Source organism: Paenibacillus lycopersici, from assembly GCF_010119935.1.
Lineage (GTDB): Bacteria > Bacillota > Bacilli > Paenibacillales > Paenibacillaceae > Paenibacillus_Z > Paenibacillus_Z lycopersici.
The window spans coordinates 15,263-40,781 of record NZ_CP048209.1; the positions used below are offsets into that span (position 1 = coordinate 15,263).

Sequence of the window (25,519 nt, forward strand, 5' to 3'; positions counted from 1 at the left end):
GGGCAGGCGCCGCACGGCGGTCATTGCTCCGACAGCGAGCGCAGCCTTCTGAGCGACGGGAACAGCACCATCCACAGCCCGGCGACGGCGAGCGTGCCGAGCCCGCCGATGAACGCGGCCGGCACCGTGCCGAGCAGCCCGGCCAACGTGCCCGATTCGAACTCGCCGAGCTGGTTCGACGTCCCGATGAACAGCGAATTGACCGCGTTCACCCTGCCCCGCATCTCGTCCGGCGTCTGCAATTGCACGAGCGACGACCGGATGACGACGCTGACCACGTCCGACGCGCCGATCAAGAGCAGCGCGACCACCGACAGGAGCAGGCTCTTCGATACCGCGAAGAGCATCGTGGACAGGCCGAAGACGGCAAGCGCCGCGAACAGAATCGGCCCGACGGCCCGCCTCAGCGGGTAGTAGCCGATCACGAACGACATGAGCAGCGCCCCGACCGCCGGCGCCGTCCGCATCAGGCCGAGCCCCCACGCGCCCGTACGCAGAATATCCTGCGCGAAGATCGGCAGCAGCGCCGTCGCCCCGCCGAGCAGCACGGCGAAGAGATCGAGCGAAATCGTGCCGAGAATGACCGGCTTGCGGAAGATGAAGATCAGCCCGTCGAACACGGAGCGCAGCGTGGCGGGCCCTACCTTCTGCCTGCTCTGCGTCACGCGAATGACGAAGGTCAGCAGGCCGCCTGCTAACAAGGCGACCGCAGATGCCGCATACACGTAATTGGCTCCTGCCGTAATCAACAGGCCGCCGAGCGCCGGTCCGATGATTTGCGCGGTTTGGCCGGCGGAGGTGCTCCATGAAACCGCCTGCTGAAGCACGTTCTTCGGCACGAGCTGCGGCAGCAGCGCGGAGGAAGCCGGCCCCTCGAACGCGCGGAAGGCGCCCAGCAGCGCGGCCGCGGCCAGAATCTCTCCCCTGCCGAGCCAGCCTTCCATGCTGCCGACGAGCAGCAGGGCGGCGACGACGCTCTCGGACGTCTGGCACCAGGCGACGATCAGGCGGCGGTCGAAGCGATCAGCGACATGGCCGACGACGAACGTCAGCAGCACCATGGGAAGGAACTGCGCGAGGCCGACCAGCCCGAGACTGTACGCATCGCCCGTCAGCTCGTACATTTGCCAGCCGATCGCAACGGCGAGCATCTGGAACGACGTGCCGGACAGCACGCGCGACAGCCAGTAATTCGCGTAGTAGGGCTGTCCGAGGACAGCCGATTTCGTTCGAAACATAAATTGCGACATCCTTTCCGTACAGCATTCTGCCCTGATGCAATTATGCAAACCGTCTTTATTAACTTAACATAAATACATGCCGGGCATAATGCTAATCCGCGACAAGTGTTGCAGCGCGTCTCTCCCCCTCAGCGGACAAACAAACGACCGCCCCCGGAGCACTCCGGGAGCAGTCGCTTGACCTGCTTATAATGACCTTATTGCGGAAGGAACTGATCGAACAGCATCTCCGCCCAGCGCTCGTTCGATTGCTTCGTGCGCCCTGCGTTATGCGGCGTATGCACGACGTTATGCCGGCCCAGCAGCTCGTCGTCCAGCGGCAGCGGCTCGATGTCGAACACGTCCGCGGCGAGGCTGATCTCGTCCTTCAATACGCGCTCGCGGACCGCTTGCATGTCGCAGATGTCGGCGCGCGTCGCCAATACGACCAGACAGCCCTTCGGCAGCGCATGGATGAGCTCCGCCGTCACAAGCCCGCGCGTCTTCGGCGTGAGCGGCACCATGGGCGCGAAGATCTCGGCATCCCGGACGAGCCGGTCCAGATGCCATTCCTTGCGGGCGCCCGTCCGGTGGAAGGACGGCTCCGTCGCGAACGGGTCCCAGGCGGCGACGTCGGCCCCGAGCATATGCACGAAGCTGGCATAGCGGGAGGCGATATTGCCCGCGCCGACGATGCGGATCCGCTTGCCTTCGACCGTGCCGCTCGTGAAGTTCGGATCGTCGCCGAATTGATGTCCCCTGACCGGCGGATAACGCACCCCGCCCGGCGGATCGTAATCCCATGGCTGCAGGTTCGCGATGATCTCGTGATGGGTCTGCGGAATTCTGCGCAAGCCGCACAGCGTAAGCGCCAGGGCGAACTCGGACACGGACTGCCCCCAGAATCCCTCGCTGCCGTGGCCGTACAGCCTGACGCCGGCATCCTTCAGCATCTTGGTCTGCTCCTCCGGCAGCGAATCGCCGTACGGCCCCGTCAGGAAGACCGCTTCCTTCAGGCCCGTGAAGGCGCGCAGGCAATCGGCCGTAACGTCCACCGAGAGCGAGACCAGGCGCGCGACGCTTCCCGGGTCCGAGACGAGCTGTCCCAGCGTGCCCGCCTCATCCGCGGGAAGGCGGATGAATTCGACGGTCCCTTGCGCCAGGAACAGCTGATGGAAACGGTCCGCCGCCCAAGGCCATACGACCTCGAATCGCGGATGAACGATAATAACGCTTCTCATAGTGATACCCTCTCCTCTTCCATTACCGAATTTATCTTACGCCCGCGAACGCTTCCCAGCATGCATCCAGCGCGGCCGGATCGGGCTCGCCGCAGAAGACCGCGATCCGATAGCGCGCGGTTTCGGTCCGGCCCGCCGCCAGCTGCCAAGGCCCCGCAATGCACCGGCTCGGCGAAATGCCCAGCTGGCCGTCGACGCGCCATGGCACGGGATGCCCGGCATTGCCCGGATGATCCATATACGCCAGACCGGCCTGATCCGCCCTGCCTTCGACCGGCATGCAGCAGGCGACCCAGCGCGCGCGCCGTCCTTCCGCTTCGCCGCCCGCCTGGCCTTCGCTGTTCAGCGCCTGGCCGCCGAGCTCGTCCCGGTACGGCATCCGCAAGAACAGCCCGCCATAGGCGTATTGGCCGAAGGTAAGATCGATCATCGCGGTCAGCGACCAACGCAAATCAAGATTGTAGCTGTCCCCTTGATCCTGAAGCTCCCACTGCTGCAATTCCGTCAGCATCGGCCTGCCTTCCGGGTCCAGGTAGACGGTCTCCGCTTCCCAGGCAGCGCGGCGTCCGTCGATGACGGCGGGCTTCAGCGGCAGCGGGCGGAAGCTGCCGTCCTTCGGGTCGTTCGTCAGGCCTTCCGTCCAGAAGCCGACGCCGTTCACATCGTTCAGCCCGATGTAGATCCCGTGCTGCCACGGATGGTGGGCCGGAACGTCCTCCGTGAGCACGCCGTTGCCGTCCGGCGCCAGCAGCGGATGGATGTAAGGCCGCTTGCCGGCGGGAGCGTGCTGCTCTAGCATCGGGACCGTCTCCTCGCCGCGATAAATCCGTAGGCGCGCTGCCGTCTGCTCCGCTCTTAATCGGGATGTCTGCATCGCCGGTCCTCCTTCATCGTCTAGCGAAATTTCGGCAGCTTGACCTGCTCGCCGCCGCGCATCGCCGATTCATGCGCGCAGATGCCGGCACACGTCCAGTTCGCCGATGTGTACACGTCGGGGAATGCCGGGCGGCTCTCGACGATGCTCATGATGAACTCATGGGCCAAGTGCGGGTGCGACCCGCCGTGTCCGCTGCCTTGCGTAAAGGACAGGTGAACGTTCCCGGCCGAGTCATAGACGCCCTCGGTCGTATATTTGCGTATTCCTTCCGGAAGCAGATGCGCGTAATCGGGCACTTCCACCCGCTCGGCCTTCTCGCCCGTGAAGATGACCGGCGATTCGCCCTCCAGCTGCTGCCATTCGAAGCTCATCCGATCCGCGTACACGTCGAAGCTCTCCACGTATTCGCGCGACGTCTCGAACAGGGAACGCGTCACTTCCATCGCCAGGTTCGAGTCGCGCAGCCGGAACAGCGCGGACTCGACGGCGAACGGGGAGCCGTACTTCTCCGTCAGCCTGTCCGCGATGCGTCCCGATCCGAGACAAGATACGAAGTCGGCTTCCCGCTCGGCCAGCGCCAGCAGCGGACTGACCGCGTGCGTCGCGTAATGCATCGGCGGCAGCCCTTCCCAATAGCCGGGCCAGCCGGCCATTTCCTGCTGATGCGCCCCGCGCAGAAACTGGATGCGCCCCAGCTTGCCGGCATCGCGCAGCCCCTTGACGTACAGAAACTCGCGCGTGTAGACGCAGGTTTCCATCATCATGTAATTCTTGCCCGATTGCTCCTGCGCTTCGACGATCCGGCGGCACTCCTCCACGGTCGTCGCCATCGGCACGGTGCACGCGACATGCTTGCCCGCGCGAAGCGCCTTGATGCTTTGCTCCGCGTGATTCGGAATCGGGGAGTTGATATGAACGGCGTCGATGTTCCCGTCCTTCAGCATCTCGTCGAAGTCGGAATAGCGGACGGCAATGCCGAAATGGTCGCCGATCTGATTTAACTTCTCCGTCGTTCGCTGGCAGATGGCGTACATCTCGGTATGCGGATGGTTCTGATAGATCGGAATGAATTCGGCGCCGAAGCCCAGTCCGACGATCGCAACGTGAATTTTACGGCTCATTCGGTTCATCCTCCTTGTAAGCGCTCTTAATAACTATTACTCTATGCTTAACGGACAGGAATGTCGATGCGATTATTTGTTTCGGAAATGAGATTTTTCACATCGGATATGCACTTATACGGGGTTGTAAGGAGCTGAACGAATGCGTTTATTCACGCCGTCGAAACGCAAGCAGGTCGCCTTGTTGATCGAGACGTCCAACGAATACGCGCGCGGCCTGCTGAGCGGCGTCAACGCCTATCTCCGCGAGCATGCGTCCTGGTCGGTGTCGCTGGGCGAATACGGCCGGAACCATATCGATCTGACGTGGCTGAACGATTGGCACGGCGACGGCATTATCGCCCGGATCGAGAACGAGCATACGGCGCGCTTCATTCGGGAATCCGGCCTGCCGGCCATCGACCTCAGCGCGTCCCGACGGCTCCCTTCGCTGCCCTGCGTGGAAACGAACGACCGCTCCATCGCGATCATGGCGGCCGATCATTACCTGGAGCGCGGCTTCAAGCATTTCGGGTTCTACGGGGATTCCCGCTTCCAATGGTCGACGTATCGCGGAACGTTCTTCCAGGACTACCTTCGCTCGAAGGGCTTCGGCTGCCACAGCTACGACACCCCGTCCGACGCCCTGCACGAGCAGCCGCCGCATGCCGGCAAGGACGCGTTCTTCCAATGGCTGCGCGGGCTGCCGAAGCCGATCGGCATCATGGCATGCTACGACATCCGGGGCCAGCAGCTGCTGGAAGCCTGCCGGCTTGCGGGGATCGCGGTTCCGGACGAGGTGGCCGTCATCGGCGTCGACAACGATGCGCTCTTGTGCGAGCTGTCGAATCCGCCGTTATCGAGCATTCAGACCAACGCGCTGAAGACGGGCTACCGCGCGGCGGAGCTGCTCGACCGCATGATGGCGGGCGAGGCGCCGGGCAGCCTGATCGAGCTGATCGAGCCGATCCGCATTCAAGTGCGGCTCTCGTCGGACGTGCTGGCCGTGGAGGACAAGATCGTATCCGACGCCATCCGGTTCATCCGCAATCACGCGCACGAGGATATCCAGGTGCAGGACCTGCTCGGCCATTTCGGGATTTCGCGCAGGGTGCTGGAAAGCCGGTTCCAGAAGGCGCTCGGCCGCACGCCCCACGATGAGATCCTGTCCGTGAAGCTGAAGCTGGTCAAGCGGCTGCTGGAAGAGACCAAGCTCCCCCTGGCCGCCATCGCCGAACGCGCCGGATTCAAGCATACGGAATATATGAGCGTGGCGTTCATGCGCGAGACCGGCATCCGTCCGGGGCGGTACCGGAAGAACAAGAGCTTCCTGCAATAATGGAATGATCGACAGGCAGCCGTGCCGCGACATGGCCCAGCATATCCACCGCCATGCGCTCGAGCGTGTAGCTCGGCCGGAAGCCCCATTCCTGCCGGGCGGCGGTAATGTCGAGCCGATCCGGCCAGCTCTCCGCGATCTGCTGCCGAACCGGATCGACTTGATAGGTCAACCGGAAATCCGGAATCGACCTGCGAATCTCGGCGGCCAGCAGCTCCGGGTCGAAGCTCATCGCGGATACGTTGTAGGCATTGCGGTTGACCAGCTTCGCCGGATCGGCCTCCATGAGCGCGATGATCGCATCGATTGCATCCGGCATATACATCATGTCCATGAACGTTCCTTGCCCGATGTAGGAGGTATACGCGCGCGAACGGACCGCTTCGAAGAACATTTCCACCGCGTAGTCGGTCGTGCCGCCGCCCGGCGGGGTCAGGTACGAGATCAGGCCGGGGAAGCGCAGCCCGCGCGTATCGACGCCGAATCTCGCGTAGTAATAGTCGCACAGCAGCTCCCCGGCCACTTTGTTGATGCCGTACATGGTCACGGGGCGCTGAACGGTCACCTGCGGCGTGGAATCCTTCGGAGAAGCGGGACCGAACACGCCGATCGAGCTCGGGGCGAAGAATTGACATTGCAGCTCCTTGGCCGTCTCGAGCGCATTGATGAGTCCGCCCATATTCAGGTGCCAGGCGAACAGCGGACTCTTCTCGGCCGTCGCCGACAAGAGCGCCGCCAAATGGATGATCGTATCGACTTTGTACTTGCCGGCGACGTCGTGCAGCGCGCGCTGGTCGTTCACGTCGAGCGTTTCGAACGGCCCTTCCTCTTGCTCCAGGCCGCTGCCGCCCGGCTTAATATCGGTTGCGACGACATGACGTGCACCGTAGATCTTCCGCAGCCTCGTCGTCAGCTCGCTCCCGATTTGACCGGACGAACCGGTGATCAGAATCGTTTTCATGTTCGGATCCTCCTCCAGTCAATGACAATGCCGGATTTATTCCTTCAGCCCCATCCGCTTCTTCACGTTCTCGTAGATGCCCAGCGCCTCGTCCAGCATGGCGGTCGTATGCGCGGCGGTCGGCATGTTCCGGATTCGGCCAAGTCCCTTCGGTACGGTCGGGAAGACGATCGCTTTGGCGTATACGCCTTCTTCCCGCAGCTCGCGGCTGAACTGCTGGGTCAGCTTCTCTTCCCCGATGATGCACGGAATGATCGGCGTCTCGGTAGGTCCGGTGCGGAAGCCGATTCGTTCCAGGCCTTGACGAAAATACGCGGCGTTATGCCACAGTCTCTCCTGCAGCTCCGCGCTGCCTGTCAATATGTCAAGCGCGGCGACGCATGCGGCGGCAATGGCCGGCGGCGCGGCGGTCGAGAACAGGAACGGCCGGCTTCTCGCCTTCAGCCACTCGATCAGCTCCCGTCTCCCCGCGACGTAACCGCCGACAACGCCGATTGCCTTGGACAAGGTGCCGATCTGGAAGTCGACCCGGTCGGATAAGCCGAAATGCTTGACCGTGCCGGCCCCCTTGCCGAGCACGCCGGACCCGTGCGCATCGTCGACATACGTGATCAAATCGTATCGTTCGGCGATGTCGACGATAGCCGGCAGCTTCGCGATATCGCCGTCCATCGAGAACACGCCATCGGTGATGACCATGATTTTGGCGTATTGGCCGGACTCCTTCGCGGCCTTGGCCTGTCGTTCCAGATTCTCCATGTCCGAATGCTTGTAGCGAATAACCTTCGCCCTGGACAAGCGGCACCCGTCGATGATGGAGGCATGGTTAAGCTCATCGGAGAGAATGGCATCGCCCGCATCCATAACGGCGGATATCGCGGCCATATTACAGTTGAAGCCCGATTGATACGCGATGGCTGCCTCGGTCTGCTTGAAGCGCGCCAGCTTCTCCTCCAGCTCCTCGTGGACATCCATCGTGCCGTTGATCGTGCGCACCGCGCCGGCGCCGACCCCGTATTGGCGGAGCGCCCGCTCGGCGGCCGCAATCAGGCGTTCGTCGCCGGCCAAGCCCAAATAATTATTTGAAGACAAGTTGATCAGCGGCCGGTTCTTGATCTGAATCATCGGACCGTTGCCGCCCTGAAGCGCGTCGATCTCGTTATAAAGTCCGTTCTGCTTCAACTCTTCCAGACTGCTGCGCAAAAACAACGACAATGATGGACTGGACATGGTCATTTCTCCTTTGGCCTTCCGTTATAGTTATTTTATATTATACATATGTGCGATATAACGCACAATGCATTTTCGACTTTTCATCTGCCATCGGCTACAATGTTGTATAACAGACCGGTACAGGAGGCGCGAATGGAACAGATTCATATCAAGCTAGGCAAGAACCTGAAGGGCGTCCGTCAGGCGCGGGGGCTGAGCCTGGACAAGGTCGCCGAGCTGACCGGCGTCAGCAAAGCGATGCTCGGGCAGATCGAGCGCGGCGAGACGAGCCCCACGATCTCGACGATCTGGAAGATCGCCAACGGGCTGCGGTTGTCGTTCACTTCGCTGATCGAGAAGCCGCCTGCGGAGGTCGCGGTCATCGAGAGGCAGGACATCGAGCCGCTGCTCGAGGAAGACGGACGATTCCGCTCGTATCCGATGTTCCCTTTCGACCCGTCCAAAAAATTCGAGGTGTACGCGGTCGAGATGGACGAGGGCTCCACCCATGTATCGGAGGCGCACAGCCCGGGCGTCGAGGAATATGTCATGGTGTCGTCCGGCTTGCTCGTGATCGACATCCAGGACAATTCCTACCATGTCCCCGCAGGGGACGCGGTGCGGTTCGCGGCCGATCAGCCGCATATCTACCGGAACGCCGGCGAGGGCCTGCTGCGGTATCAAGCCATCATTTATTATCCGTAAGCGTCCCTTCTTCCGTATGCTATGGCGCACACCATGCATCCGCGAAGGAAGTTCACATTTAAGCCTTCGATAATACGCAAATACGCATGCTCCAACAGCCCAAATCCCGGCATTCCGCCGGCATTGGGCTGTTTCTTGTTCCATGGGCCTTCGTCATCGGGAACGTCCTCGTCTGGTACGAAAGTATACCTTCCTCCTACACTAACGTCGACCGATAAGATTACTCCGTCGGCTGACGTGACAGATCGTCACATCCTCTATACTTGCCTTAACGAACACGATTACCGTTAAGGGGGCCGCCGCAATGAAACGAAAGACCATCCTGCTGCTTACCGCCGCGGCGGCTCTCTCGGCCATCCTGGCGACAAGCAGCGTATATGCGAAATCAGACATCGGCTCGCTTTTGCGCCATTGGTACGGGAATCGTTCGCAGCAAGTTATCGATCCGATGCACGCATCTGCCGCCGAGCAAAGGACGAAAGCCGCCGCGAAGCTGAACCAACGGTCGGAGGAACTGGCGAATGGTTCCCGGAGCGAGATTTCGAAGACGGCAAGAGCCCGTATCGACGAGTTAACGAAGCAAGTACAGGCTGCCGGAAATTCGTACATGGATCAAATCGGTGCCGCGAAGGACGGATTGACTGCAGGCCTCGACTTGCAGCATGAATTCGACAGCTACGTCGATGACGCCGCCCGCACGAGCGCCGAAGAGCTTAATCAGCTTGCAGAGGACACGATCAACGAGTTAACGCAGCAATTAACCGCCGCACCCAACCATTAACCAATCAAAGGAGAATGATGAACGATGAAATTCATGAAAACGAAAGTAGCCGCAGGGGTAGTCGCAGTAGGTATGCTCGCATCGATGGGAACCGTATTCGCCGCAACGGATGCAGGCGGACAGCTCCACAACTGGTACGATAAAGCTTCGAGCACGATTAAAGGCGTTATTACGGGCGAATTCGCCACCTATAAATCGGGCAAGATCGACGAGCACAACGGGAAGGTCGCAACCGCGATCGGCAAGGCGCGCCAAGACATCCGCGACGCGGGCAACGCGCAGATCGCGAACGTAAAATCTTCCGTCACGAGCCAAACGGCCGCATACGGCAGCCAGCTCGATTCGGCGAAAGGCGCCATTCTGACAAGCATGCCTGCCGAGTTCGACGCGTTCGTATCGACAGAGAACACGAAAACCGACGGCGACGTCGCTAAAGCCGGCGCTCAAAACACGACGGATATCAATAACGCGATCAAGAACCACAAAGGCGTATACCTCGGCCGCCTCGACACGGAAACGGCTCCTACGGTCGACGCGAAGAAAGCCGAATTGAGATCGAAAATCGATCAAGTGAAGCAAGCGTTGAACGGTGCGCTGGAAGGCGAGAAAAACCAAGCCGCGATCGATCTCCAAAACCACCTGAAAGCCCAGCTGGACGCTCTTGAAACGCAGCTGGACGCACTGACGCAGGCCGGCGTGAACGCCGCGATCGATGAGATCAATGCGAAAGGCCAAACGGTCCTGAACACTGCGCTGTCCGAGCTAGACAATATCGTCGCTAACGAAATCGATAACTAAGCCGTTCCAATAGACGACCTACGGAAGGAAGCCCTGGCAGCAGGGCTTCCCCCTTATAGGTTCAAGAACGTGACAGAAAGGACCGATCCGGGATGAGGTTCACGAACAAGGAAGGCGCAGCGCGCAAAAGCTTCAATCGCAAAGTCGCAGCTGGTATTGTTTTTTCAATGGTCTCCCTCACGGCAACAGTGGGGATTGCTTACGCGGACGTCGACATCGCAGGTACGCTTAAGTCCTGGTTCGACAAGAAAACCGATCTCGCGGTCACAAGCTTGTCGCAATCCGTCCAAAGCGAGACAGAGAAGCAGAAGGCCGAGTTGAAAAAAGAATTGCAGCTGCGACTTGAGGCATCCGCCCAGGAAATCGACGCGTTCACGGAAGCGCAGCGGGCCGAATATATCCAGACCATCCAACAGCATGCCGCCGATTTGATTGCATCGATGAACATAAGCAACGAAGATGACCGCAATCAAATTCTGAGCAAATTACAAACCATTACGGACAGCGCCATTCAGGCGATGAATTCGCTCTCGGGCAGCTACGCGCCGCCGGCACTGACGTATACGCCGCCTGCTCAAGAGGAGACGAAGCCGGCCGAGGATGCCGCTCCGCCTGCTCCAGAGAACCAACAGCCGGCCGAGAACGCTGCTCCGCCTGCTCAAGAGAGCCAACAACCGGCTGAGAATACAGCTCCGCCTGCTCCAGAGAACCAACAACCGGCCGAGAACGCTGCTCCGCCTGCTCAAGAGAGCCAACAACCGGCCGAGAATACAGCTCCGCCTGCTTCAGAGAACCAACAACCGGCCGAGAACGCTGCTCCACCTGCTCAAGAGAGCCAACAGCCGGCCGAGAATACAGCTCCGCCTGCTTCAGAGAACCAACAGCCGGCCGGGAATACAGCTCCGCCTGCTCCAGAGAACCAACAACCGGCCGAGAATGCCGCCGTCACTGCGCCGTAATGATACGGCAAGCAACCTTATCACGCCAAGGCGGTGAACGATGCCCATGCAGAACCTGCAAGAGATCCAACAACCATCGCAAGTCGCCAAATCCGTCTCGCCTATGAAGGCTGTCTGGGGCTGGATCCGCTTGCTCGTTATTCTAATCGTCATTCTGATCGTCGCCAATAACTTGATCGGCCTGGATCGCGTATCCGGGAATTCCATGAACCCGTCGCTTACCAACGGCGACGTCCTGTTCATTAATAAAGCGGCGATGTTGTTCAAGGGACCGAAATACGGAGACGTGGTCATCATCGACTCCAGTAAGCTGGGCTATCAGATCGTAAAACGCATCATCGCCGTCGGCGGGGACCGCGTCGCGATTACGGACGGCGTCATTTACGTCAACGGCAACCCGCTCACGGAGCTCTATACCTACGGCAAGTCCGAGGACATGGCCGAAACCGTCGTCGCATCCGGGAACGTCTTCGTCGTCGGGGACAACCGCGACCTTGGCGAAAGCCTGGACAGCAGGGACCCCCAGCTCGGACAGGTTGACCGCTCCGAGATCAGAGGCTTCGCGGCCTGCTCGCTGTGGCCGATGCATGGCATCGCCAAGCCTTTAAAGCTATAAAAAAAAAGCAATTCACTGGTATGTCGCCAGTGAATTGCTTCACATTCTTGACCCTTTACAGATGAACGGGTTCGAACTGCACGAGCCCTTTGGATAATGCGTACAGCGCCGCCTGCGTCCGGTCGCTCAGATTCAGCTTGGACAGAATCTGGCTAACGTGTTTCTTCACCGTGAACTCGGTAATGAACAGCTCGCTCGCGATTTCTTTGTTCGAACGGCCCTTGCCGAGCGATACCAGAACTTCCAGTTCTTTGGGCGTCAGCTCGGAGAACGCGTCCGCTTCCGCAGAAGGCGCCATCATATGATCCATGAACACCGGATCGTAGAACTTCCGGCCTCTTGCAACCGCTTCGACTGCATACAACAGATCCTCGGGCAGCGCCTCTTTCAGGCAAATGCCTTCCACGCCGAGCGACTGCGCAAGCTTAAGCTCGCTGCCGGTCATCGAGGAGGTCAAGATGAGAAACTTGCTGCAATGTCCGAGACGACGCGCCTGCTGTATGAATTCCAGACCGTTGTCCTTGCCCAAGTTCAAATCGACGAGTACGAGGTCGGGGTGCATATGCTCCATCATGGCCAAGGCTTCCTTCGTATTCGACGACTCTCCCACGACATCCATCTTGCTGTTCGTCCCTACGATCATACGAATCCCTTGCCGAACCAGCGGATGGTCATCGAGAATGATGATAGCAGTCATGCAACTACCTCCCAGGAACATTTCAATTTATGATATAATTAGCCGACTTATCCTCTAATAGAATCAATTTCCATTTTATATCACTCGCGACTATTTGACTACTATAAAAATAGATTAGGGGAACAGCTCGTGTCGTATCTACATCGAAGAAACACGATTTATGCCGTAATAGGCATAAGATGCGTTCTTTTCGTTCTAGGTCTTCTGGTCCAGTACTTAACCGGAGACCGCTCGGCCGCCTTCGCTCTGGCAGCCGTCAGCCTGTTGACCGCTACGAGCCTGCTGCACCTGCGCGCCTCGCGCAAGCTCGCCGCGGCCTTGATCCCGGTTGATCTTCTCTTCGGCATCTACCTTGTCGCGCATGCTGACGGGATCGACGGACCGTTCGTCGGCTACGGCCTGTTCAATCTCTTCCTGCTCAAAAGGCATCTGTCCTGGAAGCCGTTCTATGCCGTCTCGTCCGGTTATGTGCTGCTGCTGCCCGTTATCGCCGGACTTCTCGATCAAACACCCCTTGCTGGCTATTTTCAAGCTCATGCCATATACGTGATTTATGCCGGCATCTTCTTCGCCGTCGCCATCGCCGTGCACCGGAGTTCCCGCGTCTTGAACAGCCATTTGCGAAGCTTGGCACGTATCTGCTCCTCGGCCGAATTGGAGCCCCAATCCGATTTTCAGGAGGCGGTACGACAGACGGAGGCCGTGCTCGGCAAGCTATTGGGCGGACGCGAGGTTTGGATCTGCATAAGCGCGACGCTTGCCGCCCATGAACCGAACCAAAGCTGGATGCATGCGTACTTCGCCAATTCCCTTCGGGACATGCGCGATGCCTCCAAGGCCTATATTCGGTTGCCGTCTCCCATAGGCGAGCTGATCCCGTTCTACGTCCGCAAGCTGCAGAAGCAAGACGGTACCGGTTACGGGTGGCTGTTGGTCAAAGCGTCCGAGCAGGAGCTGTCCCTGCTTCAAATCGCTTACATCCAGCTTGTCCGAATGAAATTCATGAATCATTGCAACGTCATGACCCGGATGGACGACATCCGGACCCGCGCGGCGGCAATCGAGCGTGACCAAATCGCGCAGGATATCCACGACGGCATTGCGCAGGAGCTGTTCTTCCTTTCCGTTCAGCTCTTTCAGCTTAAGAGCGCCGTGCAGAAGGAGAATCTGAGCCAGGCCTTGCCCATCTTGTCGGAGATGGAAACCAAGGTGAAAGAAAGCCATCAGAATATCCGTACATTCATCGTGGACCTCAAGGGGGAGAAGCGGCGCTTCAATCTTCGGGATGCGATCGAGAACATGCTGCAGCGCACGACAGCGAACAGCGGCATCGCGCTCGACTTCCGAAGCAACGGCTGGGTCGCCCAAGAGAAGATCGAAATCGAAGAAGCCATCTATCATTTCATCGAGGAATCCGTCAACAATGTCATGAAGCACGCCGGAGCCGCCAAGCTGCTGGTCACGCTGGAGGTAACGAGCGTTCAATGGAGCGTTCTCGTCAGAGACGACGGGGCAGGCATGAATTGGGACGAGATCGAGCTTACGGGCAAGCTCGGTATCGCGGGAATGACCAAACGCATTAAAGCGCTCAACGGGTCGGTGAGCATACAATCCCAGCCCGCCCAAGGAACGACCATTACGGCCGCCATTCCGCGCGAAAGGAGCATGGCATATGTATAAAGTAGTCATCGCGGACGATCGTCCGCAAGCCCGGCAGGGACTTCATCTCTTATTGGATTGCTGCGGCGGCTATTCGATCGTAGGCGAAGCGGTCAATGGATCCGAGGCGCTGGAGCGGACATTGGAGCTGTCGCCGGATCTGCTGCTGACGGATTTGAAGATGCCCGGTATATCCATCATTGAGGGTGCACGCCATTTGAAAGCCATGCATCCATGCCTCAAGATCGTTATCTTGACGGCTTTCGACGAGAGCGAAGATATCTATCGCGCCATGCAAGCGGGGATTGACGGGTATTTGATGAAAGATACCGACCCTGAACAAATTTTGCAGGCGATCCAACAAGTCATGGACGGCTCCCGCTTCTACCAGTCTAAGGCGAATATGGATTTCGCCGGTTCCGGGGAGCCGCGCGCATGAGAAGGAAGGCTTGGTTTGCTATGCCGGTACAGCAAATGCTGACGGCGCTAATCGGAAGCATCGCATTCGGTTTGGCCCTCATCGGTTTATTGGATCGAAGTCTCGGCGGCGATTACGGGACTTTGCAGCAGCTATCGGTCTCCTTGGCCGCCGCAATCAGCGCCTGGGGAATATTCGGCGTACAGCGCCAGCTGCCCGCCAACGGCAGGACGGGCAAGCTTGTCTCGGTCTGGTACGTTTTTCTGCTGACGGTCTTTGTCTCGCTGTACGCGCCGGCACTCAACGGGCGCCTGGTAGAGGTTCTTCTGCTGTACCCCGTCGTCATCAGCATGATCGTGCCGCTCAGGGACTACCTGGTTGCCGCCGGAGCGTATATCCTATATTGCGCCTTGTTCATCTTGTTCGTTCCGGCCTACGCGAGTATGAATGCCGTCGCATCGGCGACTTCCGCCCTTGTGCAGCTGCTGCTCGTCGTCGGGAGCGCGCTTCTCGGGGGCGTCATCCTGATCGCCATGCATCAGCAGCAGAAGAAGAATGAAGAACGGTCCTTCCATCGGCAGCGACAGCAGGTGCTGAATACCTTGCAATGCTTCATTCCGGTCGGGGAACGCAAGACCCAAACCTCGCGCAAGGAAATCAACGACATGAGCGGCTTGATGAAATCGCTCTGGAAAGCCTACGGCGGCGATCTGTCCAAGGAGTGGGAGATCGAGCTTCTGTCCCTGCTTCACTTCGTAAGCCGGGTGAAGCTCCCCGATTATATGTTCGAGAAGGAAGGCAAGCTGTCCGAATTCGAGCTTGAAGTGGTGCAGGAGCATTGCTATATGGCGAAGGAGCTTTGCGCCGGCGTCCCCGGATTTCAGGAATTGGAGCAGGTCTTCTTATACCATCATGAGAAGGTCGACGGTACCGGATATCCCTTCCGGCTGCGAGGCGATCAAATTCCGGCACTCTCGCAAATGCTCGGGATTGTCGAGGTGTTCATCGCCATAACGACGCCGAGGTCCTACCGGCAGGTCATGTCGAAGCAGGCGGCTTACGAAGAAATCCGCAAGATGGCGGGCAGCTTCTATCGCCCGGATATCGTCGAAGCATTCGGCAAGGTGATTCGGGGATAGGCTCGGCCCTGCCGCATCGCCGCCGTTCCTTTACAGTACCCGTATGGCCGTGCCCGGGGAAAGCATGCCGAAACGCTGCTCCGCGCGGCCGCAGGCGGCCGCGTCCGCGAACGAACGGCTGCGGAATACGGCGTATTGCGGCTGCTGCCGCGCCATCGCTTCGATGACCGGCTCCGGCAGTGATTCGCCGAAGCAGGCGGTCAGCACGTTGCCGGCAGCCTGATGGATCGTCCGGCCTTCGATCGTCCTCGTCCCCATCGGCAGCGTCAGCTCAAGCCCGAGCTCCAGCAGGGCTTGAACGAGCCAAGCGCCGTCCGCAGGTTCATCCTCCATGCCGGATGTCCGTCCGCCCCGCTCCATGTACGCGTCGTCCAGCCGATAGACGCGGAAGCCGTAATCGATGGCTGCGCCGGTCTCCGACTTCACGCTGTTCGCGGCGCGTCTGATGCGCTCCTTGCCGATTTCGCAAATATTGACGTAGCCCGCCTTGTACGCCTCCGAGCCTTCGGCCGTTGCCTCCGGCAGTTGAATCATGATATAGCTGCGGCTGCCGCCGTCTTCGGCGTTCAGCCGCATGACCGCATGCGCCGTCGTCGCGGAGCCGGAGAAGAAATCGACGACCAGGTCGTCCCCTTCGGTTGTCAGCGACAGCAGGTATTGGATCAGCTCGTATGGCTTGGAATAGTGAAACACTTTGGCCCCGAACAATTCCTCCAGCTTCTTGGACGCCTGCGTGCTGGAATACGCCTCGATCAAGCCCAGCGGCCGATTCGTTCTCACGATGGGCTGATCGTGGTTGTCCACGTGCATATATTGCTTGGTGTACACCTGCCACTCGCCTTGATAATCCTTCTTCATCACGATAAAGTCGTGCTCCAGCCCCCATTCGACCTTCGCTTTCGACCAGCGCCAGCAGGCTTGCTTGCTGCCGATGGCAGGCATGATCCGCGTTCCGTCGGGCGCCGTAATCGGGTAGTCGAGCGAGGCGGAATACCGGATGCTGGCTTGGTTCAGCTTTTGCAAATAATAGCTGCCGCGGCTCTTCGCGTGCTGGTCCTGCAGCCGGTACCGTTCCGCATTCGAAATGCCGATGCCTTTAATGACCAGATCGGACAGCGACTTGGCATAGCATAGAATATATTCGTGCTTCACGCGAAAATGCTTGCTGTCGGATCCGCCGCCGCCCTCCTTATTGGCCCAAATCAGATTGGCCACGAAATTGCCGCCCCCGAACACCTCGTCGCAGAGCAGCTTCAGGTTAACCATTTCATGGTCGTCGATGCTGATGAAGATCACGCCGTCCTCGCGCAGCATATCCCTTGCGACCTTAAGCCGGGGGTACATTTCCGACAGCCAATCGCTGTGGAAGCGGCCGCTCGATTCCGTGCTGCGAAATAACCGATTCCCTTCGCCGTCCACCTGCCCCGACTCTTCGAGGTACGCGTCCGCGTCCATTCGAAAGTCGTCCTTGTAGATCATGTCCTTCCCGGTATTGTACGGGGGATCGATGTAGATGCATTTTACCCGGTTCGCGTACGAATGCCGCAGCAGCTTCAATGCCTGCAGGTTGTCGCCCTCGATATAGGCGTTGCGCGTGCTGTCCCAGTGCACGCTGTCCGCCATGACGGGACGCAGCGTATGCTTGAGCGGCGCGTTCGCGGCCAGGATCGTCTCCCGCTTCCCCGGCCACGTCAATTGATAGCGTTCCTTGCCGCTCTCCAGGAGCACGCCGGACAATTCCTGCCGCAGCAGGTCGAAATCGACGGCGAGCCGAACCCGGCCTTCCGCGTCTCTCGTCTCCGTCACTACGCTCGGGAACAACGCCGCGATTCGGGCGGCGTTCGCTTCGGCGCGGTCGGTCATGCTTGTCGCTAATCGGTCCATAGGCATCGGGATCCTCTCCTCGTCATCGCTCTCTTGATGATACACCTGCGATGAAGCCTCGTAAATCAAGCAAACGGAGCCTCCGCCAAGAACGCCGACCCGGCGTCGGCATCTCTGTCGGCAACCGGCGTCGGCGCTCAGGCTTCATTAAGACGGTCTTATTGGGAATTCAGTGTTATTGGGAATTCAGTCTTATTGGGATTCACGCTTACTCGGATCGCCCTTATTCAGAATTCAGTCTTATTCCAAACCGGCCTTATTGGAGCGGCTGCCTTATTGCGCAGCCTCGTACAAGGAAGCATCCAGCTCCCGTACGAATGGCGACCATTCGCCTGCCGAATAGAGCAGCAGCCGGTGCATCGCGCGCGTGCACGCGGTATAGAACAGCTTGCGTTCGCTTTCGTGACGATACGTCCGCGCGGACGCATCGAAGATGAGCACGGCGTCGAACTCCACGCCTTTCGCGAGATAAGCGGGCATCACCATCGTGCCCTTCTCGAAGACGGGCGTATGCTTGGTCACGAGCCGCAGCGCCTCGCAGCTGGCAGCCGCCAGCTGCGCGTAGGCGCCGTCGCTCTCCGCCGCCGTCCTCGTGATGACGGCGATGGAGGCGAACCCTTCGGCACGCAGCGCGGCGACATCCGCGGCCATGCGCTGCGCCGCCTCGCAGCCGCCGGCCGTCTTCGCAAGCGTCGGCTTCCCGCCGCTCCGCTCGAACGGGACGATCTCTCCCCCTTGCGGCAGCAGCGCCCTCGTGAACGCCACGATCTCGCGGGTGGAGCGGTAGCTGCGAACGAGCGTGAACCGCGTCGTGTCCGCCTCGCCGTACAGCCGGACGAGCGGCGAATCCGCTTCGCGCAGCTCCGTGCTCTGCGTGAAGATCGCCTGGCCGAAGTCGCCAAGCACCGTCATGCGGGCACGGGGGAACAGCTTCTTGAGGAACTCGTATTGAAACATCGAGTAATCCTGGCCTTCGTCGACGAAAATATGCCGTACGTCCGTGTTCGTCCGGACGCCCTCGACCAGTTCTTTCAAATACAAGTACGGCGTCGCGTCCTCGTAGAACAGCTCGTGCCGGCTCAGCTTCGCGGCGGTCTGCCCGCAAATCTCCGGCCAGTGCGCGGGCAGTCCCTCTTCACCCGCGATTTCCTGATAGACGCCGTCCGCGAACAGCTGGGCGTACAATCCGTTCATGTCGATGAACGCCAGCCGCCGCACGCTCCTTCTCACCGCCCGGAACCGTTCCTTCACGACCGACCGGCGCAGCAGCTCCTCTTCCTGCTGGGCGTAGTCGAAGTCATCCGGCTGCCGTCTTACGGGCAGATCGCCGTAGAGCTGGACGAGCTTCTCGGTGAAATCGAACACCGCCTCCTCGCGGTTCAGAGCCTGATAAGCGTTGGCATACTGCTCGTTATCCAGGTAATCGAGCTCTTCCTGCACCCAATCGGCTTCCCGTTCCAATCGCTCCAGCGCCGTCAGCTCCCGGAGCAGCCACTCCATGAGCGCGGTAACGCGATTGTCCAGCCGGACGGAAGCGTCACCGTTGCCGCCGCCGTAGAACTGCGCTGCGATCCGCTCGGCGCCGATCAGCTCGCGGTCCCGGAAGCGGATCGCATGGAAGCGCATGCCCGCGCTTCCCAGACGCAGCGCATAGCGCTGAAGCGTCCGAAGGAAGGCTTCCGACGATTTGTGCCGGATGCCGCTCAGCCGGGCCTCGTAGCCGGGCGCCGACCGTTCGGCCAGCACGTATTCAAGCTGATCGAACGGATCTTCCAGCATATACGCCGATCCCAGCCAGTAGTCCAAGTATTCCTGGAAGGTCGTCTGCTGCATGTTCTCCTCGCCAAGCTCGGGCAGCACCGTGGAGACGTAGCTGTTGAACATCGGATTCGGCGAGAACAGCACGATCTGATCCGCCTTGAGCCGCTCGCGGTGTTTGTACAGCAGGTACGCGACCCGCTGCAGCGCGGCCGACGTCTTCCCGCTCCCGGCCGCGCCCTGCACGATGAGCATCCGGCTGCGGTCGTCGCGGATGATGGCGTTCTGTTCCTTCTGGATCGTCGCCACGATGCTCTTCATCTGGTCGTTCGCGCCCTGGCCGAGCACCGCCTGCAGCAGCTCGTCGCCGATCGTGACGCTCGCATCGAACAGATTGCGCAGCCGCCCGTCGCGAATCCGGTACTGCCGCTTCAACGTCACTTCGCCGGCAATGCGCCCGCCCGGCGCTTCGAACGCGGCCGGCCCCGGAGAATGATCATAGTACATGCTCGCCATCGGCGTACGCCAGTCATAGACGAGGAAGCTCAAATTCGCCTCGTCGACGAACGAGGAAACGCCGATATAGACCTGCTCGCTAACCGCCGAGCCGTCCTCCCGAAAGTCGATGCGCCCGAAGTACGGGGAAGGCAGCAGGCGGTTCAAATTCCGCCACTGCTGCACGAGCAGACGATGGGTCCGCTCCCGTTCGGACAATATCGCGGCCTGCTGCCTGACCGTAAAATAGCTTTCCTCGAAGTCTTCGTGACTGCTCGTGTTGACCGTCACTTCCTCCCAGAATCGTTTGCGAATGTCCGCCGCCTGATCGTGCAGCTGATCCGCCTCGGGTTCCAGCTCCGCGATCTTCGCGCGCAGCCTGCCAGTAACGAAATCAAGCCGCTCCTGCTCCTGCCGCCAGTCCTCTGCATTCCTCATCGTCCTGAACACGCTCCTTATCCGTATGGCCTGGAGAAGAAAAAGATCATTTGACAGCCTGCAAGCTTTCATGCTACAATTAACTTGTAGATAAGATGAACTACCTATGCCATAATATAATAACTTAGGCATTAGTTCACTAACTATATCACATCGGCGCTTTGACGCGCAATTTTTTTTATAAACGCAGACCCTGGGAGTTAGTTCCAGGGTCTTTTTGAGGTGTTGCGGCTGTTGCTGGCTCTATTCGCCCGGGTAGCCGCCGCCGCTACGATCTCGCTCCGAGGCCTGACCGGCGGCGATGCGCTCCCTGTGCGCGCGTATGAAATAATTGTAATCGTCCGGAATTCGCTTGCTTAATTGACCGGAAACCAACAGAATAATGGGATGGTTTCATATTCATATTCATACGCGTTCATACGCGCGTACGCGCCTCTGCCGCATCAGCTTCATGACTAACGCTTTTGGAAGGTGAATTCAGGATGGAATTATCTACGCACGCTGCGCCGAAACCCGCCGCACGCCAATCGTCCTCGCTCCCGCTGCTCTCGCTGACCGTCGGGGCGTTCGCGATCGGCATGACGGAATTCGTCATTATGGGCATTCTGCCGAATGTCGCGCAAGATTTGCATGTCAGCATTTCGGCCGCCGGCCAACTGATTACGATGTACGCGCTCGGCGTCGCCGTCGGCGCTCCGATTCTGACGGTGCTGACGCACCGCATCCCGCAGAAGCAGCTGTTATGCTTCTTGATGGGCCTATTCATTCTCGGCAACGCCATCTCCGTCGTTGCGCCCACCTATGCCGTCCTCATGGGCGCCCGCATGCTGACGGCGCTGACGCACGGCACGTTCTTCGGCGTCGGCGCCGTGATCGCCTCGAGCCTGGTGCCGCCCGCCAAGCGGGCCGGGGCCGTGTCCATGATGATGGCCGGCCTGACGATATCGAACATTATCGGCGTCCCGCTCGGCACGTTCATCGGCCAGCATCTCGGCTGGCGGGCCTCGTTCGGCACCATCTCGCTGATGGGCGTCGTCACGCTGATCGGCATCATGCTCTTCATCCCGCGCCTGAAGCAGGAGAAGAGCGCCGGCATCGTCCAGCAGATCGCCGCGCTTGCGAACCGCAGGCTGCAGCTGTTCCTGGTCATCGCGGTGCTTGGCAATGCCGGCCTGTTCGCGGTGTTCACGTATATCACCCCGCTGCTCGTGCAGGTGACCGGCTTCGCCGAGCATAGCGTCACCTGGATTCTCGTCCTGTTCGGCTGCGGCGTCACGATCGGCAACATGATCGGCGGCAAGCTGGCGGACTGGAAGCTGATGCCGACCATTATCGGCATCTACGCCGTCATCTGCCTGATGTTAACGATCTTCGCGTTCACCGTCCACAGCCCGGTCGCCGCCGTCATTACCATCTTCCTGTGGGGCGCCGCTTCGTTCGCCGTATTCCCGGGGATGCAGGTTCGAATCATGGGCTTGGCGCAGTCGGCGCCGGCGCTGGCCTCGACCACGAGCCATTCGGCCGGCAATCTGGGCAATGCCACGGGCGCTTTCATCGGGGGAGCGGTCATTACGCATCTGTCCTTGACGTCCCTGCCGTGGGTGGGCGCGACGCTCGTCGGCCTCGCGCTGCTGCTCAGCGTCGTCTGCCTGTTGGCGGACCGGAAGCATGAGGCGGCATCTTCCGCTTCGGCAGCTGCCGCACGCCATTAAACCACATCTCAACGCGCAAGGTACGTCCTTTGAAGCACGAAAACGGACAGGCGATCCGTCATACCCTTCCTGATCACGTATTTTCGTGTGCTGGCGGACAGGCGATCCGCTATATCGGCTGATGAAGCTGTTTGCGATGCCAATCCGAGACATTAACGGAATCCTGCGTCCGACCGCTTACCCCAAAAGGCTGATTTCGCCAAAATAGCGGAACCTCTGTCCTCTACCCCTAAAGTTGACGATCCTCCCAGCACATACGGCATCATACGTTCCAGGGCGGCCCGAAGGGGCTGTCCCACAAACGATCGCATGTCATGGGAATAGCCCGCTTATTACGCGAAAGGACCTCAACTTCCACTCCGAAGTGGAAGTTGAGGTCCTTTTCTCGAAGAAATTCGGTTCTGAGCGGGACTCCGCCAATCAGAATCCGGCTTGTGGAACAGCCCTTTCCCCTATTCAACGCGCCTATGATTGCCCGTAACCGCCGCTATAACAAATGCATCTTCGCTTCCGCCTCGTCCCACGGCACCGTGTACCCATGCCCCTTGGCGCAGAAAATCGACGAAGAGCTGTAGAGCGGATCCGCGTCCTTCCGGTAATTCTTCCGCTCGATGACTTCCCGCTCGTTATGGCATCGGTCATACCCGCCGAAGACGAACTGCGCGCTGCCCCTGCCATGCGTGAACGACGCCAGCTCCGTGCCGTAATCCATGAACGTCGCGACGGGTACCGTGCCTGCGACGACCGCATGGGATGCCGTCGTCTGCGGCGGGTCGAACCGGCCGGAGGCACGCTGAATATCGGACAGCACTCTGCCCAGATGATCGAGCTCGACCTTGATTTTGAAATCGTAGTACGGCTCGAGCAGCACGTTGTCCGCCTTCTCCAGCCCTTGCCGCAGGGCGCGGAACGTCGCTTCGCGGAAATCGCCGCCGTGCGTATGCTCGTTATGCGCGGCGCCCGTCAGCAGCGTCACCCGGACATCGGTCAAAGGCATCCCCGTCAGCAGTCCGTGGTGTTCCCGCTCGCAGAGATGCGTCTTGACCAGATTCTGATTGCCGATGCTCAGCTGGTTCGCGTGGCATTCATTGGCGAACGCGATGCCGCTGCCCCGCTCCCCGGGCTCGATGCGCAGATGTACCTCGGCGTAATGCTTCAGCGGCTCGAAATGCCCGTAGCCGTTCACCGTAGACGCGATCGTCTCTTTGTACAGAATCTCCGGTTTGCCGAACGAGACAATCAGCCCGAACCGTTCCTTCGCCAGCTGCTCCAGCACTTCCAATTGAATGAGACCCATGACATGAATGTGGATCTCCTGCAGGCTCTCCTCCCAGATCACGTTCAGGGACGGATCTTCGGCATCCAGCATGCGAAACGCCCGGAGCACGTCCTTCACGTTCAGCGTAGCGGGAAACATCACCCGCGACGTCAACGTCGGCACCAGCTCGTAGACGAGCTTGTCCGTGTCCGAGTAGCAGCCAACGCCCTGCCCGGCCTCCGCTTCAGTGAGCCCGGCGACGGCGAACAGATCGCCCGCCGATACCCGGTCGACCGCCTGCGACTTGCTGCCGTTCACGAGCAGCAGCCGCGTCGCCTTCTCGCGCAGGCGCTCGCCGCCGCTCATGTAGCTCAGCTCGTCGCGCACCTTCAGCGTGCCGCTCAATGCCTTGATGTAGGCCAAGCGGGCGCCGCCGGCATCATGGCGAATCTTGTAGATGCGCCCACCGAAGGGCGCGGCCTCGTCGTAAGCCGCCGTCGTCAGCAGATGAAGCAGCGCCAAGAACTCAATCACGCCGATATCCTGCAAGGCGGACCCGCTCGCGCACGGGAAGAGCCGATGGCCGCGAATCATCTCCTGCAGCGCCCGCAGCCAGAAGGCCTGGTCGCCCAAGCCGGCCAGGAACGCGTCCAATAGCTGCTCGTCCCGCTCCGCGATGCTTTCCTGCAAGGCCGCGCCGACCTGGCCGCCGCCCAGCGCGCCGTCCAGCATGCACGCATCCGGCGTCAGATGCATGCGGATATCCGCGAAGACCCGCTCCGCGTCCGCGCCCACCCGGTCGATCTTGTTGATGAAGAAGAACGTCGGAATGCGATGCTTGCGCAGCAGCTGCCAGACGGTCTCGGTGTGGCCCTGAATGCCCTCCACCGCGCTGACGACGAGTATCGCGTAATCCATCACCCGGACGGCCCGCTCCATCTCCGGGGAGAAATCGACGTGCCCCGGCGTATCGATCAAATAATAGGTCGTCCCCTTATAAGACAGGACGGCTTGATCCGCGAAAACCGTAATGCCTCTGTTCCGTTCGATGTCGTGGCTGTCGAGGTAGGCATCCTTATGATCCACCCGGCCCCGCTCCCGGATGCTGTTCGTATGGTATAGCAGCTGCTCGGCGAACGTGGTTTTGCCCGCATCCACGTGCGCGAACATGCCGATCGTGATCGGATTCATCGTATCACCCGAATTTCATGGTTTGGTTGCCCTCTTATCATAGCACACCCCGAATAACGGCGAACCGGCGAATTGATCCTGCCGCGATGCCGCCGCCTCAAGCCAAAACGCCTCCGGCCCCGTGAGTTCCACGGTTCCGGAAGCGTCCATGATTAAGGTCTATCGACCGGTTTACAGCGCCTCGATCCAGGTGACGCCGTGCTCGTCCAGCGTGCTCTCCCAGCCTGGCGGGCGGCCGACGTCGCTGATGACGAGATCGACTTGGCGCCAGTCGGCCATCTTGAACAGGCGTACCTGCCCGATCTTCGAATTGTCCGTCATGACAACGGTCGATTTCGCGTTATCGATGACTTTGCTCACGAGCTGTCCCCGTTCCGCGTCGAAGGCGGTAATCGCCTTGTCCAGCACGATGCCGTCGATGGAGATGAACGCTTTGTCCACGTGGAACAGCGAAGCCATCCGCTCGGCGATCGAACCCGTTACCCGCGAATGCATCACGTTCACTTTGCCCCCGATGAAGTAGATATCCCCCGTGAACAGTCCCTTGGTTTGATAGTCCATCAGCGCGTGCAAGGCCGGCATCGACATGGTCAGCACGGTGAGATGGCGTTTGTTCGTCAGATAGGCGATCATTTGGAGCGGCGTCGTGCCGTCGTCGATGAAGATAATGTCGTTGTCTTCCACAAGCTCGGCGGCGGCTTGGCCGATCCGGCGCTTCTCTTCGGCGTTCAGCACTTCCCGGTTCAAGTAGGACGGCTCCTCGGCGCCCAGGTTGATTTTGATCGCCCCGCCGTATTTGCGCTTCAGCCGGTTCTCGGCCTCCAGCTCCTCCAAGTACCGCCGGATCGTCTCCGCGGACACCCCGAGCTCCTTGACCAGGTCGAACGTCTTGACCTGGCCCTTCGCGTTCAATTGATTCAGGATAATCATCTTCCGTCTCTCTCCGATTAGCGACATATCCGCATCCTCCTGCTGCCAATATAAGTGCCTGATTAATCAATCGACTGATCCATGATTACGATTCAATAGTAGCAAGCTTTCTAGCCAAAACACAACAAAAA

At 59.8% G+C, this 25,519-nt stretch carries 21 protein-coding genes; 10 read left to right on the forward strand and 11 right to left on the reverse strand.

Annotated features, from left to right (window positions below; genetic code table 11):
• Positions 1-20: 20 nt before the first annotated feature.
• From GXP70_RS00070 to GXP70_RS00085, 4 genes are all read right to left on the reverse strand, one after another.
• Positions 21-1,238, reverse strand: a complete 1,218-nt coding sequence (locus GXP70_RS00070; protein ID WP_162354602.1) for an MFS transporter — start codon at positions 1,236-1,238, stop codon at positions 21-23.
• A 200-nt stretch (positions 1,239-1,438) separates the two neighbouring features.
• Positions 1,439-2,461, reverse strand: a complete 1,023-nt coding sequence (locus GXP70_RS00075) for an NAD(P)-dependent oxidoreductase (protein ID WP_162354603.1) — start codon at positions 2,459-2,461, stop codon at positions 1,439-1,441.
• A 31-nt stretch (positions 2,462-2,492) separates the two neighbouring features.
• Complete coding sequence (locus GXP70_RS00080) at positions 2,493-3,335, reverse strand: DUF6807 domain-containing protein (RefSeq protein WP_162354604.1); 843 nt, start codon at positions 3,333-3,335, stop codon at positions 2,493-2,495.
• A 20-nt stretch (positions 3,336-3,355) separates the two neighbouring features.
• The gene (locus tag GXP70_RS00085) at positions 3,356-4,459 is read right to left on the reverse strand and encodes a Gfo/Idh/MocA family protein (RefSeq protein ID WP_162354605.1); all 1,104 of its coding nucleotides are present in this window, start codon (positions 4,457-4,459) and stop codon (positions 3,356-3,358) included.
• Positions 4,460-4,601: 142 nt separating this feature from the next.
• Here GXP70_RS00085 and GXP70_RS00090 point away from each other — a divergent pair, with 142 nt between their 5' ends.
• Positions 4,602-5,777: an AraC family transcriptional regulator gene (locus tag GXP70_RS00090; RefSeq protein WP_162354606.1), complete on the forward strand. Its 1,176-nt coding sequence runs from the start codon at positions 4,602-4,604 to the stop codon at positions 5,775-5,777.
• On the opposite strand, the gene GXP70_RS00095 is transcribed toward GXP70_RS00090, so the two are convergent.
• On the reverse strand, positions 5,716-6,738 hold the full coding sequence (locus tag GXP70_RS00095) for an NAD-dependent epimerase/dehydratase family protein (RefSeq protein ID WP_162354607.1): 1,023 nt from the start codon (positions 6,736-6,738) through the stop codon (positions 5,716-5,718). The two genes, GXP70_RS00090 and GXP70_RS00095, sit on opposite strands and share 62 nt — an antisense overlap.
• Before the next feature lie 36 nt (positions 6,739-6,774).
• Entirely contained in the window at positions 6,775-7,968 is a 1,194-nt protein-coding gene (locus tag GXP70_RS00100; RefSeq protein WP_162354608.1) for a glycine C-acetyltransferase, read from the reverse strand.
• Positions 7,969-8,103: 135 nt separating this feature from the next.
• Here GXP70_RS00100 and GXP70_RS00105 point away from each other — a divergent pair, with 135 nt between their 5' ends.
• From GXP70_RS00105 to lepB, 5 genes are all read left to right on the forward strand, one after another.
• Positions 8,104-8,655: a helix-turn-helix domain-containing protein gene (locus GXP70_RS00105; protein ID WP_162354609.1), complete on the forward strand. Its 552-nt coding sequence runs from the start codon at positions 8,104-8,106 to the stop codon at positions 8,653-8,655.
• 304 nt (positions 8,656-8,959) lie between these two features.
• On the forward strand, positions 8,960-9,436 hold the full coding sequence (locus GXP70_RS00110) for a hypothetical protein (RefSeq protein WP_162354610.1): 477 nt from the start codon (positions 8,960-8,962) through the stop codon (positions 9,434-9,436).
• A 24-nt stretch (positions 9,437-9,460) separates the two neighbouring features.
• Positions 9,461-10,234 carry a hypothetical protein gene (locus tag GXP70_RS00115; protein WP_162354611.1) on the forward strand — a complete coding sequence of 258 codons (774 nt, stop codon included), beginning with the start codon at positions 9,461-9,463 and terminating at the stop codon, positions 10,232-10,234.
• A 92-nt stretch (positions 10,235-10,326) separates the two neighbouring features.
• Positions 10,327-11,193 carry a ribosomal eL19 family protein gene (locus GXP70_RS00120; RefSeq protein ID WP_162354612.1) on the forward strand — a complete coding sequence of 289 codons (867 nt, stop codon included), beginning with the start codon at positions 10,327-10,329 and terminating at the stop codon, positions 11,191-11,193.
• Between the two features lie 40 nt (positions 11,194-11,233).
• Positions 11,234-11,809 (forward strand): signal peptidase I, encoded by a 576-nt coding sequence (gene lepB, locus GXP70_RS00125; protein WP_162354613.1) that lies wholly within the window; start codon positions 11,234-11,236, stop codon positions 11,807-11,809.
• Between the two features lie 55 nt (positions 11,810-11,864).
• On the opposite strand, the gene GXP70_RS00130 is transcribed toward lepB, so the two are convergent.
• On the reverse strand, positions 11,865-12,506 hold the full coding sequence (locus GXP70_RS00130) for a response regulator (protein WP_162354614.1): 642 nt from the start codon (positions 12,504-12,506) through the stop codon (positions 11,865-11,867).
• A gap of 264 nt (positions 12,507-12,770) precedes the next feature.
• Here GXP70_RS00130 and GXP70_RS00135 point away from each other — a divergent pair, with 264 nt between their 5' ends.
• From GXP70_RS00135 to GXP70_RS00145, 3 genes are read left to right on the forward strand one after another with little or no spacing between them, the layout of a single operon-like run.
• The gene (locus GXP70_RS00135; RefSeq protein WP_162354615.1) at positions 12,771-14,186 is read left to right on the forward strand and encodes a sensor histidine kinase; all 1,416 of its coding nucleotides are present in this window, start codon (positions 12,771-12,773) and stop codon (positions 14,184-14,186) included.
• The gene (locus tag GXP70_RS00140) at positions 14,179-14,604 is read left to right on the forward strand and encodes a response regulator (RefSeq protein ID WP_162354616.1); all 426 of its coding nucleotides are present in this window, start codon (positions 14,179-14,181) and stop codon (positions 14,602-14,604) included. The genes GXP70_RS00135 and GXP70_RS00140 overlap by 8 nt, the downstream gene beginning before the upstream one ends.
• A complete protein-coding gene (locus GXP70_RS00145; RefSeq protein ID WP_162354617.1) occupies positions 14,601-15,722 on the forward strand; it encodes an HD-GYP domain-containing protein in 1,122 nt (373 codons plus the stop codon). The genes GXP70_RS00140 and GXP70_RS00145 overlap by 4 nt, the downstream gene beginning before the upstream one ends.
• A 30-nt stretch (positions 15,723-15,752) precedes the next feature.
• Here GXP70_RS00145 and GXP70_RS00150 read toward each other — a convergent pair whose 3' ends face one another.
• Together GXP70_RS00150 and helD are read right to left on the reverse strand one after the other, a co-directional pair.
• Positions 15,753-17,612, reverse strand: coding sequence for a site-specific DNA-methyltransferase (locus GXP70_RS00150; RefSeq protein ID WP_225442608.1), 1,860 nt, complete (start codon positions 17,610-17,612; stop codon positions 15,753-15,755).
• A 267-nt stretch (positions 17,613-17,879) separates the two neighbouring features.
• Complete coding sequence (gene helD / locus GXP70_RS00155) at positions 17,880-20,297, reverse strand: RNA polymerase recycling motor HelD (protein WP_162354618.1); 2,418 nt, start codon at positions 20,295-20,297, stop codon at positions 17,880-17,882.
• A gap of 482 nt (positions 20,298-20,779) precedes the next feature.
• Between helD and GXP70_RS00160 the strand changes: the two genes are divergently transcribed.
• Positions 20,780-22,009, forward strand: a complete 1,230-nt coding sequence (locus GXP70_RS00160; RefSeq protein ID WP_162354619.1) for an MFS transporter — start codon at positions 20,780-20,782, stop codon at positions 22,007-22,009.
• A 487-nt stretch (positions 22,010-22,496) separates the two neighbouring features.
• Here the strand turns inward: GXP70_RS00160 and GXP70_RS00165 are convergent, their stop codons facing one another.
• Together GXP70_RS00165 and GXP70_RS00170 are read right to left on the reverse strand one after the other, a co-directional pair.
• Complete coding sequence (locus GXP70_RS00165) at positions 22,497-24,458, reverse strand: elongation factor G (protein WP_162354620.1); 1,962 nt, start codon at positions 24,456-24,458, stop codon at positions 22,497-22,499.
• Positions 24,459-24,629: 171 nt separating this feature from the next.
• A complete protein-coding gene (locus GXP70_RS00170; RefSeq protein WP_162354621.1) occupies positions 24,630-25,415 on the reverse strand; it encodes a DeoR/GlpR family DNA-binding transcription regulator in 786 nt (261 codons plus the stop codon).
• Positions 25,416-25,519 lie beyond the last annotated feature (104 nt).